Below are 14,093 nucleotides of genomic sequence, written 5' to 3'. Positions count from 1 at the left end.
CCGTCATTTAATCCGCGTCAGCGTCGGACGGCCGCCTTTTTTCGGCGGTTCCTTGTTGTCGTCGTCGGAAGAATGCGACACCTCGGGCGGCGCCGTTTCGCTGGCGCTGGCAGGCACGGCGGACAGGCTCGGGGCGGGCGTTGCTTCTTCTTCCGGCGTGGCCATCTCGGCCGCGGTCATGCTGACGTCGAAGGCCATGCCCTGGCCGTTCTCGTTGGCGTAGATCGCCAGCACGTTTTGCACGGGCACGTAGATCTCGCGCGAGACGCCGGCGAAGCGGGCGCGGAAGTGGATCGCGTCGTTGTCCATCTTGAGGCCCGAGGTGGCGCCGTAGCTGATGTTGAGGATGATCTCGCCCTTCTTGACGTATTCCATCGGAACCGTCGTGGCCGAGTCGACCCGCACCGCGAGATAGGGCGTGTAACCGCTGTCGGTGCACCACTCGTAGATGGCGCGCAGCAAATAGGGCTTGGTGGAAATCTCAGGCATGTGCAAATGGGTGTTGTTTGGTCCGACAAGGCGCTGACCGTCGAAGACGGACATGCCGGCCTTGCTATTCGGCGTGCATACGCGGAACGCCAGTTTACTGCGATTCGCCAAAAGGCGGCGCAAACTGGGATATCAGGGGTGCTGGGTCAGCAAGGTGCAACAGCAAGGTATTGGCGTGGGGCCAATACCTTGCAGCGCTGACTTGTCGATAACGACGTCGCCGATTAACGGCGCATCACCTTTTCCGATGGGGTCAGCGCTTCGATGTAGGCAGGGCGCGAGAAGATGCGCTCGGCGTACTTCATCAGCGGCGCCGCGGTCTTCGACAGTTCGATGCCATAGTGGTCCAGGCGCCACAGCAGCGGTGCGATCGCCACGTCGAGCATCGAGAACTCGTCGCCCAGCATGTACTTGTTCTTCAGGAACAGCGGGGCCAGCGTGGTCAGGCGGTCGCGGATTTCGGCGCGCGCCTTGTCGTGGGCCTTCTCGTTCGTCTTGTTGCGGTCGCTTTCCAGGACGTGCACGTGGACGAACAGTTCTTTTTCGAAGTTGAACAGCATCAGGCGGGCACGGGCGCGCATCAGCGGGTCGGCCGGCATCAGTTGCGGATGCGGGAAGCGCTCGTCGATGTACTCGTTGATGATGTTCGATTCGTACAGGATCAGTTCGCGCTCGACCAGGATCGGCACCTGGCCATACGGGTTCATCGTCGAAATGTCTTCCGGCTTGTTGAAGAGGTCGACGTCGCGCACCTCGAAGTCCATGCCCTTTTCGAACAGGACCAGGCGGCAGCGTTGGGAGAACGGGCACGTGGTGCCGGAGTAGAGAACCATCATGGTTTATAGTTCCTTAAGAAACAAAGGGGTGAAGCGCCGAGCGACTCACCCCGAAAAATGATTGCCCGTATTATAGCCAAGCGGGCAATGAAAACGAATTACTTCACGTCTTTCCAGTACGACGCGTTCAAACGCCAGGCCAGGAAGGCGAAAATCGACAGGAAAATCAGGACGATAACACCGAGTTTCTTGCGGGTACCTTGCGCTGGCTCAGCCATCCAGCTCAGGTAGGCAACCAGGTCGGCGGTCGCGGTGTCGAACTCCTGGACGTTCATGGTGCCGGGCGCTACCTGCTCGAAGCCGGCGAACTTGTGGATCGTCTTGTTGGCGTCGTGCGGATCCGGCGCGTCCACCATTTTCACCGTACGGATACCCTGCAACTGCCACATGGCATGCGGCATTGCCACGTTCGGCAGCACCATGTTGTTCCAGCCGGTCGGGCGCGTGTCGTCCTTGTAGAAGGTGCGCAGGTAGGTGTACAGGTAGTCGGCGCCGCTGCCGGCCGGCGAGGATTTCGCACGCGCGATCACCGACAGATCCGGCGGCACCGCGCCGAACCAGGCTTTCGCATCGGCCGGGCGCATTGCCGTCGTCATCATCTCGCCCACTTTGTCGGCGGAGAACAACAGGTTGTTCTTGATCTGGTCCTCCGAGAGGCCCAGGTCGCGCAGGCGGTTGTAGCGCATCGCACTGGCCGAGTGGCAGTTCAGGCAATAGTTGACGAACAGCTTGGCGCCGTTCTGCAGCGACGCCATGTCGTGGCGTTCGGGTGCGCGGTCGAGCGGGAAGCCGCCTTCTGCCGCGAATGCCAGTCCCGGCACCAGCGCCAGGACCGCGATCAGTTTCTTCGTAAAGTTCATGGTTGTCCTTGGCTTGTCCGTTGATCAATGCGGGTGGAAGGTCACGCGCTTGGGCAGCGGCTTGAAGCGGCCGGCCGCGCTCCACCACGGCATCAGGAGGAAGAAGCTGAAGTACAACAGGGTGCACACCTGCGAGATGGTGGTGTACGCCGGGGTCGGCAGCTGGGTACCGAGGTAGCCCAAGGCGACGAACGAGATGCCGAACAGCGCATACACCCACTTGTGCCAGTCCGGACGATAGCGGATCGACTTCACCGGCGAGTGGTCCAGCCACGGCAGGAAGGCGATGATCACCACCGACGAGCCGAACAGCACCACGCCCCAGAATTTCGCTTCCAGCACCTGCGGCAGCATGCCGATGATCAGGAGCAGGGCGATCACGGCGATCGCCACCTTGGCCTTGTACGCCAGGCGCGACTTCATCCAGATGAACACGACGTACAGGGCGATGGCCGCCATCAGCACGTACATGAAGTCGGCGGTCGTCGCGCGCAGCACCGAGTAGAACGGCGTGAAGTACCAGGTCGGCGCGATGTGCGGCGGGGTCTTCATCGAGTCGGCCGGGATGAAGTTGTTGTACTCGAGGAAGTAGCCGCCCATCTCAGGCGCGAAGAACACGACCGCCGAGAAAATCAGCAGGAACACCGACACGCCGAAGAAGTCCTTCGTCGAGTAGTAAGGGTGCGACGGGATCGCGTCGACCGGGTGGCCGTCGGCGCCGATGTTTTCCTTGACTTCGATGCCGTCCGGGTTCGAGGAACCGACTTCGTGCAGCGCGATCAGGTGCGCCGCGACCAGGCCCAGCAGCACCAGCGGCAGGGCGATGACGTGGAAGGCGAAGAAGCGGTTCAGGGTCGCATCCGACACGACGTAGTCGCCGCGGATCCACAGCGACAGGTCAGGACCGATGACCGGGATCGCGCCGAACAGGTTGACGATCACCTGGGCGCCCCAGTACGACATTTGCCCCCAGGGCAGCAGGTAGCCGAAGAAGGCCTCGGCCATCAGGCACAGGAAGATCGCGAAGCCGAACAGCCAGATCAGCTCGCGCGGCTTGCGGTAGGAGCCGTAGAGCAGGCCGCGGGTCATGTGCAGGTAGACGATGATGAAGAAGGCCGAGGCGCCGGTCGAGTGCATGTAGCGCACCAGCCAGCCCCAGGGCACCTCGCGCATGATGTACTCGACCGAGCCGAAGGCGAGATTCGCATCCGGCTTGTAGTGCATCGTCAGGAAGATGCCGGTGACGATCTGCAGCACCAGCACCAGCATGGCCAGCGAGCCGAAGATGTACCAGACGTTGAAGTTTTTCGGGGCGTAGTACTTGCCCCACTGGTCATTCCAGAGTTTCGACAGCGGGAAGCGGTCGTCGATCCAGGCCAGCGCCTTGTGACCGGCCGGCGCCGTCTCCGGCAGCCGGGTTTCCTTGAATGGGCCGCCCATGTTATGCCTCCCCTTTTTCGTCTTTGCCGATCACGATCTTGTTATCGGACAGGTACATGTACGGCGGGATATCCATGTTCGTCGGCGCCGGCTTGTTCTGGAACACGCGGCCGGCCAGGTCGAACGTCGACCCATGGCAGGGGCAGAGGAAGCCGCCGTGCCAGTTGTCGGGCAGGTTCGGCTGCGGACCTTCGGCGAAACGGGATGACGGCGAGCAGCCCAGGTGCGAGCAGATGCCCACGGTGACCAGCACTTCCTTGTGCTCGGGGCGGGCGCGGTATTCGTTCTTCGCGTACTCCGGCATGTCGAGCTGGTAGACCTTGTCGGAGTTCGGATCAGCAAGCAGCGGATCGTTCTTGGGAAGGCTGGCCATCATTTCCGGCGTGCGGCGCAGGATCCAGACCGGCTTGCCGCGCCATTCGACGACCTTCATCTCCCCCGGCTTGACGTCCGAGATGTCCACTTCGACCGGAGCGCCGGCCGCCTTGGCCCGCTCGGATGGCTGGAACGTACTGACCAGGGCGCCTGCCGTGGCTACACCGACGACCCCACCCGCCGCACATGTAGCGACGAGCAAGCCGCGCCGGCCTGAATCGACCTGCTTTTCATTACTCATACCAACCCCACTCCGTGAAATTACGAAACTTTAGAATCAATAAAGAGCTTGCAGCAACACAAAATTATATGTGAATGGCAATCTTTATTGGAGAAAAAATATTACGTGCGCAGCAATAAGGGGACGGACATCCCGTCGGCAGCCGGATGCTGCGGCGCAGATCAGCCATCCTGCATGAGTGGCGAGGCGTGAGCCGGGGCACGTAGCGAGGGGCGGAACCCGGGCGTGCGTACGGCATCCAGGGCCTTGCGGTATCATCGCATTAGCTATTTCAATAACAACCTTAAACAAAACTAGGAGAAACGCAATGGCGATGATGGAAGAGTTTAAAAAATTTGCAATGCGCGGCAATGTGGTCGATCTCGCGGTCGGCGTGATCATCGGCGGCGCCTTTGGGCGCATCGTCGATTCGCTGGTCCAGGACGTCATCATGCCGCCCATCGGCCGCCTGTTCGGCGGCCTCGATTTCGCCAGCTACTATATTCCCCTGAATGGCCAGGCCTATGGGCTGGCGCTGGCGGAAGCGAAAAAAGGCGGCGCGGTCATCGCTTACGGCAACTTCGTCACCATCCTCCTGAACTTCATCATCCTGGCTTTCATCATCTTCCAGATGGTGCGCCTGATGAACCGCCTGCGCCAGCGCATGGTGCCCGAGGAAGCGGCCAAGGCGCCGGCAACCCCCGAGGATATCCTCCTGCTGCGCGAAATCCGCGACTCCCTGCGTAACACACCGAAGCAGTGAAAGACATCGCCAACACATCCTCCCCGAGCACGGCGCGCCGGCTGTGGCTGCTGTTCGCCCAGGCGGTCACGATCGTGCTGGCGATCTATTTCGTGCTCACCGTGTTCCGTCCTGACTGGCTGGGACGTGCGCCGGTCCAGGTGCCGGTCGGCCCGAAGGCCAGCGCGGTGCCGGTGCTGCAGGCGCCATCGGCGCCGGCCGCAGGCAGCTACCGCGAGGCGGCCGGGCGCGCCATGCCCGCGGTCGTCAACATCCTCACCAGCAAGGCGTCGCGCGAAGCGCATCCGATCCTGAAGGATCCCTTCTTCCGCCGCTTCTTCGGCGACCGCCTGCCGCCCCAGGAGCAGCTGGCGAGCCTCGGTTCGGGCGTGATCGTCAGCGCCGAGGGCTACATCATCACCAACAACCACGTGGTCGAAGGCGCCGACGCGATCGAGGTTGGCCTGGCCGACGGACGCAAGGCGGCGGCAAAGATCGTCGGCACCGATCCCGAGACCGATCTGGCCGTGATCCGCATCAAGGAGGACAAGCTGCCCGTGATGGTGCTGGGCCAGCCGGACGAGGCGCGCGTCGGCGACGTCGTGCTGGCGATCGGCAACCCCTTCGGCGTCGGCCAGACCGTCACCATGGGCATCATCTCGGCGGTGGGGCGCAACAACCTGCACATCAACCATTTCGAGAATTTCATCCAGACCGACGCCGCGATCAACTTCGGCAACTCGGGCGGCGCCCTGGTCGACACCCACGGCAACCTGCTGGGCATCAATTCGGCGATCTACTCGCAGACCGGCGGCTCGATCGGCATCGGCTTCGCCATCCCCGTCTCCACCGCGCGCACGGTGCTCGAATCGATCATCAAGCACGGCCAGGTGGTGCGCGGCTGGATCGGCATCGAGTCGCAGGACATCACGCCGGAACTGGCGGACAGCTTCGGCCTGGCGCGCAAGAGCGGCGCCATCATTGCCGGCGTGGTGCGCAACGGCCCGGCCGACCGTGCCGGCGTGCGCCCGGGCGACATCCTGCTGTCGGTCGAGGGCAAGCCGGTCGCCAGCACCGGCGACATGCTGAACCTGGTCGCCCAGCTCGAGCCGGGCGCCAAGGCGCGCCTGACGCTGATGCGCCAGAACCGCGAGTCGACGGTGGACGTTACCGTCGGCAAGCGCCCGCGCCAGAGCGAATAATTCCCTACACTTTCCGGATTTTCCATGCACCTGCGTGACCTGACGCAATACCTGACCGAGCTCAAAGAAAACAACACCCGCCCCTGGTTCATCATGAACAAGCCGCGCTACGACATCCTGCGCGAAGAGTTCCATGCCGTGGTCAGCGAGCTGATCCGTGAACTGGCGAAGTTCGACAAGCAGGTCGGCGCCTGCGACCCGAAGAAGGCGATGTTCCGCATCAACCGCGACATCCGTTTTTCGAACGACAAGACGCCGTATAAAACGCGCTTCTCGGCCGGCATCGCGCCGAACGACAAGCGCCGCCCGAGCGCCGGCGCCGGCCCGACCTATTATTTCCAGATCGAGGGCGACGGCACCCTGGGTTTCGGCGCCGGCGAATACCTGCCCCCGCCGAAGCGCCTGAAGGCGATTCGCGAGCACATCGTCAACGATGCGACAGGGTTCGCCAAAATATTAAAGAATAAACACCTGCGCGCGACCTACCGCAGCTTGCTGGAAGAAGACCGCTTGCAGCGGCCGCCGAAAGGGTTCGATGCGGACCACCCGCACATCGAGTACATCAAGCTGAAGAGCTTTTTTGCCTGGACCGAGGTGCCCCTGGCCCTGAACAAGCCGGAGCAGCTGGTGCCGCAACTGGCGCGCGGATTCGAGGATGCGTTCGCGCTGGTGACCTGGCTGCGCGGCGTGACATATACGGACGAAGAGTAGAAAGGGGGCGGCATGGCCTTGCAACACGCAGCATCGGGCGAACGGATCGCCTTGCAACGCGGCGAAGACGACATCGCCAATTTCACGTCGATCGCGCTGGCGAAGACCGAGCACATGGAACTGATCCGGCTGGTCGTCCCGAAGGACAAGCCGATGCCCGAGCACCGGGTCGAAGGGGAGATGACGCTGCTGTGCCTGGAAGGAGAGATCGCCTTCGACGCCCACGGCCGCACGATCGTCCTGCGGCCGAACGAGATGGTGTATCTCGCCGGCGGCGAACCGCACGCGATCCGCGCCAACGTCGACGCGGTGGCCCTCATGACCATCCTGCTGGGGCCAGTGCGCAGCGGCGGCCCGACCAGGGACCCGCGCGGGCAGGGCGGCTGAGCCAATAGCGGTGCCGAAGGGACGTAGGGTGGACGGGTTCCCCGTCCACGCGTTCAACGCACGTTAGCGCGCTCCGATATCAATCGTTTGACGCAACGTCGACCGTAGGGTGGGCGCGGCCGGCGTAGGCACCCCGTGCCCACGCGAACCGCCTAGCCAGGTTGGCTCAACTGTTGTTGCTGCCTTCGGTATATCGAAACGTTTCCGAATGATCATTCGGAAGCGCGAACTTCAGGCAGGTGGTTCAGCCCAAGTCGAGCCAACACCGTGCACGCGTCCGCGTGGGCACGGGGCGCCCACCCTACGGTCACCGTAAAGGCGACCGCAACGAAGCAATCAAGCTTACGCCAACTCGTTCCTCGGATCGCGCGCCAGCAACTGCGCCACCATTTCTTTCGCGTCGTAACCGTCGAACAGCACCGCCGCCACCGCATTGGTGATCGGCATGTCCACCCCCATCCTGGCCGCCAGTTCGCGCACCGCCTTCGAGCACGGCACGCCTTCGGCCACGTGGCCGAGTTCGGCGACGATGGTGTCGAGCGGCTTGCCTTCGGCCAGCGCCAGGCCGACGCGGCGGTTGCGCGAGAGGTCGCCGGTGCAGGTCAGGATCAAGTCTCCCATGCCGGTCAGGCCCATGAAGGTGGCCGGCTGCGCGCCCAGCGCCTCGCCCAGGCGGGTGATCTCGGCCAGGCCGCGCGTGATCAAGGCAGCGCGCGCGTTCAGGCCCAGGCCCAGGCCGTCGGCGGCACCGGTCGCGATCGCCAGCACGTTCTTGACCGCGCCGCCCACTTCCACGCCGATCAGGTCGTCGCAGGCGTAGACGCGCAGGTTGCCGCCGTGGACGGCGCCGACCACACGGTCGCGCAGTTCACGCGAGGTCGAGGCCACCGTCAGGGCGCAGGGCAGGCCGCGCGCCACTTCCTGGGCGAACGAGGGGCCGGACAGCGCCGCGCCCGGCACGGCGTCGCCCAGCACCTCGCGCACCACCTGGTGCGGCAGCAGGCCGGTGCCGTATTCGAAACCCTTGCACAGCCAGACCACGTTCGGGATCTTGCGGCCTTTCAGGCTTTCGAGCAGCGGACGCAGGCCGGCCACCGGGCAGGCCGCGATCAGGAGCGGCGCCTCGTCGTCGCCGGCCTCGGTCACGTGCGCCAGCGCGGCGTCGAAGTCGGCGGTGACGCGCAGCGATGCCGGCAGCGGCTGGCCCGGCAGGTAAGCGGTGTTTTCGCGTGCCGCTTCGGTGGCGGCCATCTGTTCGGGATTGCGGCCCCACAGCAGCACATCGTGGCGCGCGGCCACGGCAATGGCGACCGCGGTGCCCCAGGCGCCGGCGCCGAGGACGGTAATCTTGTTCATGTTTTTCAGTTCTTGCATGGTGTCTTAGAAGCCCCAGATGTCGGCGGCGCGCACGTAGCCGACGATGCCGTCGCGGTGGCGCACCTGGGCCCAGCCGCCTGAGGCGGGCGCGAGCAGTTCCAGCAGCACGCCCTTGTCGGCGCTCATCACGAGTGCCGCGTTGTCGTCGGGCGCGGCGCGCACGCGGGCCAGGGCGGCCTTCACGACCACGTTGCGCCTGGCCGCCAGGCCCTTGGCTTCGGTCCAGGCCAGTGCGCCGTCGGCGTCGCGCACCTTGACCCAGTCGCCGTAGCGCGCCACGACCTCGACCGGCATGCCGCGCGGCGCGATGAACAGCTTGGCGCCGCGCGCGGAAGGCGCGTCGTACAGCACCACGGCGGGCGCACCGACGGAACGGAAATCGAAGGCGGAGGCAGTGCCGCATGTCAGTGCCAGCAGCATGCTTGCGGTCAGTCGGGAACAGGTCATCGCGGGCCCCGGGTTGGCAAACCAGACGCCAAATTGGCAGGAAGGGCAGGCGCCGCGTCAGCCGCGCCTGCCCATCGAGAATCTTGGAAGGACAGCCGCCACATGGGCGCCCGTCCTTGCAGCCACCGAAGCCGGCGGCTGGATACGGCTACTTAGTTGGTCGGTGCGGCGGCGGCTTCGGCCATTGCCTGGCGACGCTGCTGGTAGAACACCTCGAAGTTGATCTCGGCCAGGTGCACAGGCGGGAAGCCGGCACGGGTGATCACATCGGCGATGTTGCTGCGCAGGTAAGGGTAAACGATGTTCGGGCAGCCGATGCCCAGCAGCGGATCCATCTGGTCGGCCGGGATGTTGCGTGCCTCGAAGATGCCGGCCTGCTTGCCTTCGACCAGGAAGGCAACCTTGTCCTTGACCTTGGCGGTCACGGTGATGGTCACGGTCGACTCGTAGATGCCATCGGCGATCGCTTCGGCGCCGACGTCCAGCGAGACCTCGATGGTCGGGGCTTCCTGCTCGAGGAAGATCGCCGGGGAGTTCGGTTGTTCCAGCGACATGTCTTTCAGGTAGACGCGTTGGATTTGGAATACTGGTTGCAGGTTTTCGTCAGACATGGAACGCTTTCGTTATGAAGTAAAAGGGACGGCAAGCGCCGCCCCCGATGGGCTTGGAGTCAAACGCACCGGCAATTGTATCAAAATCAATTTGGAAGCAATAGCTCCGGCGGGAGGCTTTGATCAAGCCCGGAGAGATGCCCGTTCGCGGCAACAAAACGCAGGGCGGAAGGTCGGCGCGTGGGCGCGGGCGTCCGCGCCCACGCGGTGGTGCGTTGCGCCTGCCGCGCCGCCGGGAAGGCCGCGCGGCAGGCGCACTACTTCGCTACCTTATTCGCCTTTGAGCAGCGGCTCCAGGCGCCCGGCCTGGTCCAGCGCGTACAGGTCGTCGAAGCCGCCGACGTGGGTCTCGCCCACGTAGATCTGCGGCACGGTGCGGCGGCCCGTCTTCTGCATCATGATCTGGCGCTGTTCCGGGTCGAGGTCGACGCGGATGCGTTCGATGTCGGTCACGCCCTTGGCTTCGAGCAGGCGCTCGGCGCGTACGCAGTAGGGGCAGCTGGCAGTGTGGTACAGGACAACGTGTGCAGTCATCATTCTTCCTTCCGATTCTGGGTTACTTGGTTACCGGCAAGCCGGCCGCGGTCCAGGCGTTGATGCCGCCGTCCAGGCTGAGCACGTCCTCGAAACCGGCCGCCTTCAGCTGGCGCACGGCCTTGTCCGAACGGGCGCCGCTCTGGCAGACGACGACGACGGTGCGGGTTTTCGATTTTTCCAGCTCGCCGATGCGATTGCTCAAGTCTGCCAGCGGAATGTTTTTCGCGTCGCGCAGATGACTGGCTGCAAACTCGTCGGCGCTGCGCACGTCGAGCACTAGGGTCTTGCCGCGATTGATGAACTGGGTCACCTGCAGCGCGGTGGCGCGGCGGCCCTTCGGCGCCAGGGCTGGCCACAGCAGCGCACCACCGGAAATGGCAGCGATTGCAACAATGAAGATATTATCGAGGATGAATTTCACAAGGCTTCCATTGGTTGAAGTCAATCCGAGCATTATAAAATAGAAGCCGGACCGGATATCTCCGAGGCTTCAAGTAACCCTTTTGCTGACTTTTTGAAGAAGAGCTTATGTACAAAATCGTATTCATGCGCCACGGCGAATCCACCTGGAACCTCGAGAACCGCTTTACCGGCTGGACCGACGTCGACCTGACCGAGAAGGGCGTCAACGAGGCGCGCACCGCCGGCCGCGTGCTGCGCGAAGCCGGTTTCCGGTTCGACGTCGCCTACACCTCGGTGCTCAAGCGCGCGATCCGCACGCTGTGGCTGGCGCTGGACGAAATGGACCAGATGTACCTGCCGATCAAGAACGACTGGCGCCTGAACGAGCGCCACTACGGCGCCCTGCAGGGCCTCGACAAGGCCGAGACCGCCGCCAAGTTCGGCGACGAGCAAGTGCTGGTCTGGCGCCGCAGCTACGACACTCCGCCGCCCGCGCTGGAAGCGTCGGACGACCGCGTCTCCTTCGATGACCCGCGCTACGCCGGCCTGGAGAAGTCGCAGATCCCGCTGACCGAGTGCCTGAAGGATACCGTGGCGCGCGTGATGCCGGCCTGGAACGACGAGATCGCCCCGGCCATCCGCGCCGGCAAGAACATCCTGATCTCGGCCCACGGCAACAGCCTGCGCGCCATCATCAAGATGCTCGACAACATCAGCGACACCGACATCGTCGGCCTGAACATCCCGAACGGCCAGCCGCTGGTCTACGAACTGGACGAGAACCTGAAGCCGATCCGCCACTACTACCTGGGCGACCAGGAAGCGATCAATGCCGCCATGGCGGCTGTCGCCAACCAAGGGAAGGCGAAGTAAGTCTTGCGTTTTCCAGTCAAGAAGTCGGCCGGCAGCGCCCTGCTGTGCGGCCTGCTGGCCTGCGTGCTGGCAAGCACGGCCCTGGCCGCCAAGCCCACCGAGCGCAGCCGCCAGAAAGCGGCTGCCGAGGCCAAGCGCGCCGGCATCCAGCAACAGCTGTCGGAGCTGAAGAGAGAAATCAGCCGCACCGAGGACCAGAAAGAAGACGTCGCCGACGACCTGGCCGAATCGGAAGCGGCGATCTCGAACGCCAACCGCGCGCTGCGCGACCTCGCCAACGAGCAGCAGGAAACCAATGCGCGCCTGCAGGACCTGGCGACCGAGCACGAGCGCCTTGCGCAAACAATTGTTGCGCAGAAAAAACAATTGTCGGCCCTGCTGCGCGAGCACTATGTGGCCGGCAACGAGGACCGCATCAAGCTGCTGCTCTCGGGCGACAATCCGAACCGCATCAACCGCGACCTGCAGATGATGGCCTACGTGTCGCAGGCCCAGGCGCGCCTGATCGCTTCGCTGAACGCGAACTTGGCGCAGGTGCAGGAAAATCGCGACAAGGTCGAGAACGCCAAGACTGAACTGGAAGAAATTGCACAGGAACAGCGCGATCAAAAGGCTGTCCTGGAGAAGGAAAAAGTGCGCCGCGCCGCCTTGTTGAACAGCCTGTCGAGCAAGCTGGTGGCCCAGCGCAAGCAGGCCGACACCCTGCAGCGTGACGAGCAGCGCATGAGCGGCCTGGTCGACCGCCTGACGCGCCTGATCCGCGAGCAGGCCGAGGCCGAGCGCAAGCGCCAGGAAGCGCTGGCCGCCGCGCGTGCCAAGGCTGCGGCCGAGGCGAAGGCCCGAGCCGAGGCGCGCGCCGCCGCGAAAGCCGAACGCGAGCGCCTGGCGCGCGAAGCGGCCAAGGCCGGCAAGCCGGCGCCGAAACCGCTGCCCGAGCCGGAAGAGCCGAAGGTGGCCGAGCAGGCGCAGGAAGAGCGGACCCCGGACATCTCGCTGGCGCCGGCCGCGCCGGCAGGCGCCTTTGCCAAGATGAAGGGACGCTTGACCCGCCCGGTCAACGGCACCATCGCGGCGCGCTTCGGCGCCAAGCGCGGCGGCGACGGCCCGAGCTGGAAAGGCATGTTCATCAAGGCGCCGGAAGGCACCGAGGTGCGCGCCGTGGCGCTCGGCCGCGTGGTGCACTCGGGCTGGATGCGCGGCTTCGGCAACCTGATCATCGTCGACCACGGCGGCGATTACCTGTCGATCTACGCCAACAACCAGACCTTGTTGAAACGCCTGGGCGACGCCGTGCGCGCCGGGGAACCGATCGCCAGTGCGGGCAATACCGGCGGTAACGAGGAATCGGGTCTATACTTCGAGCTCAGGCATCTAGGCAAGGCTTTCGATCCGGCGAGCTGGATCAACTTCTAGGGGTAGCAATGGGCAACAAAGCAAAGAACGCGGGACTGGTCGGCCTCGGCCTGGTGGCCGGGGTGGCCTTGACGGTGCAGGTCTCGGCCTGGGCGCAGAAGGGCGCGGACAGCCCGTTGCCGCTCGAGGAGCTGCGCCAGCTGGCCGATGTGTACGGCCTGATCAAGAGCGACTACGTGGTGCCGGTCGAGGACAAGAAGCTGCTGTCCGAAGCCATTTCCGGCATGGTCGCCTCGCTCGACCCGCATTCGGTCTACCTCGACCAGAAGGCCTACCGCGAGATGCGCGAGAGCGTGCAGGGCAAGTTCGTCGGCATCGGCATCGAGGTCGCCAGCGAAGACGGCTACGTGAAGATCGTCTCGCCGATCGAGGATTCGCCGGCCTACCGCGCCGGCATCAAGGCGGGCGATTTGATCACCCGCATCGACAACGTCCCGGTCAAGGGCCTGGCGATCGACGAGGCCGTGAAAAAAATGCGCGGCAAGCCCGGTACCAAGGTCACGCTGACCATCGCCCGCCGCGGCGACGACCGCCCCTGGGTGGTGCCCGTGATGCGCGAGGAAATCCGCGTGCAGAGCGTCAAGGCCAAGATGGTCGAGCCCGGCTACGCCTGGGTGCGCATCAGCCAGTTCCAGGAAGCGACCCTGGACGAACTGGCGAGCAAGACTGCCGCCCTGTACCAGGACAACCCGGACATCAAGGGCCTGGTGCTCGACCTGCGCAACGACCCGGGCGGCCTGCTGCCGGGCGCGATCGGCGTCTCGAGCGCCTTCCTGCCGAAGGAAGAACTGATCGTCTCGACCAAGGGACAAATCGCGGACTCGAAGCAGGCGTATTATGGCCGGCGCGAATTCTACGCCCCGCGCGGCGCCGACCCGCTGGCGAAGATGCCGGCGCAATTGAAAACCGTGCCGATGGTGGTGCTGGTCAACGGCGGCTCGGCCTCGGCCTCGGAAATCGTCGCCGGCGCCCTGCAGGACTACAAGCGCGCGATCATCATGGGCAGCCAGACCTTCGGCAAGGGTTCGGTCCAGACCCTGCGTCCCCTGTCCGCCGACACCGCCATCAAGCTGACCACGGCGCGCTACTACACGCCGAAGGGCCGGCCGATCCAGGCCACCGGCATCGCGCCGGACATCGCGGTGGAAGAAACCGCCGAGGGCGACGGCCT

At 64.5% G+C, this 14,093-nt stretch carries 17 protein-coding genes; 7 read left to right on the top strand and 10 right to left on the bottom strand.

Features of this window, described 5'->3' with window-relative positions:
- Positions 1-3: 3 nt before the first annotated feature.
- The 5 genes from RT688_RS00085 to petA all read right to left on the bottom strand — a co-directional run bounded on the left by RT688_RS00085 (position 4) and on the right by petA (position 4,241).
- Positions 4-489 carry a ClpXP protease specificity-enhancing factor gene (locus RT688_RS00085; protein WP_313702813.1) on the bottom strand — a complete coding sequence of 162 codons (486 nt, stop codon included), beginning with the start codon at positions 487-489 and terminating at the stop codon, positions 4-6.
- 224 nt (positions 490-713) lie between these two features.
- Positions 714-1,325, bottom strand: coding sequence for a glutathione S-transferase N-terminal domain-containing protein (locus tag RT688_RS00080; protein WP_056342583.1), 612 nt, complete (start codon positions 1,323-1,325; stop codon positions 714-716).
- Positions 1,326-1,423: 98 nt separating this feature from the next.
- The gene (locus RT688_RS00075; RefSeq protein WP_313702812.1) at positions 1,424-2,185 is read right to left on the bottom strand and encodes a cytochrome c1; all 762 of its coding nucleotides are present in this window, start codon (positions 2,183-2,185) and stop codon (positions 1,424-1,426) included.
- Positions 2,186-2,209: 24 nt separating this feature from the next.
- Complete coding sequence (locus tag RT688_RS00070; protein WP_313702810.1) at positions 2,210-3,625, bottom strand: cytochrome bc complex cytochrome b subunit; 1,416 nt, start codon at positions 3,623-3,625, stop codon at positions 2,210-2,212.
- 1 nt (position 3,626) lies between these two features.
- Entirely contained in the window at positions 3,627-4,241 is a 615-nt protein-coding gene (petA, locus tag RT688_RS00065; protein WP_313702809.1) for a ubiquinol-cytochrome c reductase iron-sulfur subunit, read from the bottom strand.
- Between the two features lie 307 nt (positions 4,242-4,548).
- On the opposite strand from petA, the gene mscL reads away from it, so the two are divergent.
- Genes mscL through RT688_RS00045 form a run of 4 tightly spaced genes read left to right on the top strand, consistent with a single transcriptional unit; the run spans position 4,549 to position 7,262 of the window.
- Positions 4,549-4,983 carry a large conductance mechanosensitive channel protein MscL gene (mscL, locus tag RT688_RS00060; protein WP_313702807.1) on the top strand — a complete coding sequence of 145 codons (435 nt, stop codon included), beginning with the start codon at positions 4,549-4,551 and terminating at the stop codon, positions 4,981-4,983.
- Entirely contained in the window at positions 4,980-6,164 is a 1,185-nt protein-coding gene (locus RT688_RS00055) for a Do family serine endopeptidase (RefSeq protein WP_313702806.1), read from the top strand. The genes mscL and RT688_RS00055 overlap by 4 nt, the downstream gene beginning before the upstream one ends.
- A gap of 24 nt (positions 6,165-6,188) precedes the next feature.
- Positions 6,189-6,875, top strand: coding sequence for a DUF2461 domain-containing protein (locus RT688_RS00050; protein ID WP_313702805.1), 687 nt, complete (start codon positions 6,189-6,191; stop codon positions 6,873-6,875).
- 12 nt (positions 6,876-6,887) lie between these two features.
- On the top strand, positions 6,888-7,262 hold the full coding sequence (locus tag RT688_RS00045; protein WP_312547910.1) for a cupin domain-containing protein: 375 nt from the start codon (positions 6,888-6,890) through the stop codon (positions 7,260-7,262).
- A 342-nt stretch (positions 7,263-7,604) separates the two neighbouring features.
- Here the strand turns inward: RT688_RS00045 and RT688_RS00040 are convergent, their stop codons facing one another.
- The 5 genes from RT688_RS00040 to RT688_RS00020 form a co-directional block, all read right to left on the bottom strand.
- Positions 7,605-8,636 (bottom strand): NAD(P)H-dependent glycerol-3-phosphate dehydrogenase, encoded by a 1,032-nt coding sequence (locus RT688_RS00040; RefSeq protein WP_313702804.1) that lies wholly within the window; start codon positions 8,634-8,636, stop codon positions 7,605-7,607.
- A gap of 6 nt (positions 8,637-8,642) precedes the next feature.
- Positions 8,643-9,086: an SH3 domain-containing protein gene (locus RT688_RS00035; RefSeq protein ID WP_313702803.1), complete on the bottom strand. Its 444-nt coding sequence runs from the start codon at positions 9,084-9,086 to the stop codon at positions 8,643-8,645.
- 152 nt (positions 9,087-9,238) lie between these two features.
- Positions 9,239-9,697, bottom strand: coding sequence for a protein-export chaperone SecB (gene secB / locus RT688_RS00030; protein WP_312547914.1), 459 nt, complete (start codon positions 9,695-9,697; stop codon positions 9,239-9,241).
- Between the two features lie 270 nt (positions 9,698-9,967).
- Positions 9,968-10,231, bottom strand: coding sequence for a glutaredoxin 3 (gene grxC, locus RT688_RS00025; protein WP_313703142.1), 264 nt, complete (start codon positions 10,229-10,231; stop codon positions 9,968-9,970).
- 22 nt (positions 10,232-10,253) lie between these two features.
- Positions 10,254-10,655, bottom strand: coding sequence for a rhodanese-like domain-containing protein (locus tag RT688_RS00020; protein WP_312547939.1), 402 nt, complete (start codon positions 10,653-10,655; stop codon positions 10,254-10,256).
- 107 nt (positions 10,656-10,762) lie between these two features.
- On the opposite strand from RT688_RS00020, the gene gpmA reads away from it, so the two are divergent.
- The 3 genes from gpmA to RT688_RS00005 all read left to right on the top strand — a co-directional run.
- On the top strand, positions 10,763-11,509 hold the full coding sequence (gene gpmA, locus RT688_RS00015) for a 2,3-diphosphoglycerate-dependent phosphoglycerate mutase (RefSeq protein ID WP_313702801.1): 747 nt from the start codon (positions 10,763-10,765) through the stop codon (positions 11,507-11,509).
- Positions 11,510-11,512: 3 nt separating this feature from the next.
- Entirely contained in the window at positions 11,513-12,922 is a 1,410-nt protein-coding gene (locus RT688_RS00010) for a murein hydrolase activator EnvC family protein (RefSeq protein WP_409521852.1), read from the top strand.
- Positions 12,923-12,930: 8 nt separating this feature from the next.
- The coding region (locus RT688_RS00005) for a S41 family peptidase (protein ID WP_313702800.1) at positions 12,931-14,093 on the top strand (1,163 nt) is incomplete at its 3' end.

The sequence above is a fragment of the Massilia sp. genome (assembly GCF_032106685.1).
In the GTDB taxonomy this organism is placed as follows: domain Bacteria; phylum Pseudomonadota; class Gammaproteobacteria; order Burkholderiales; family Burkholderiaceae_D; genus Telluria.
The sequence above is the reverse complement of the archived record's forward strand: the minus strand, read 5'-3'. Positions and strand labels throughout refer to the sequence as shown.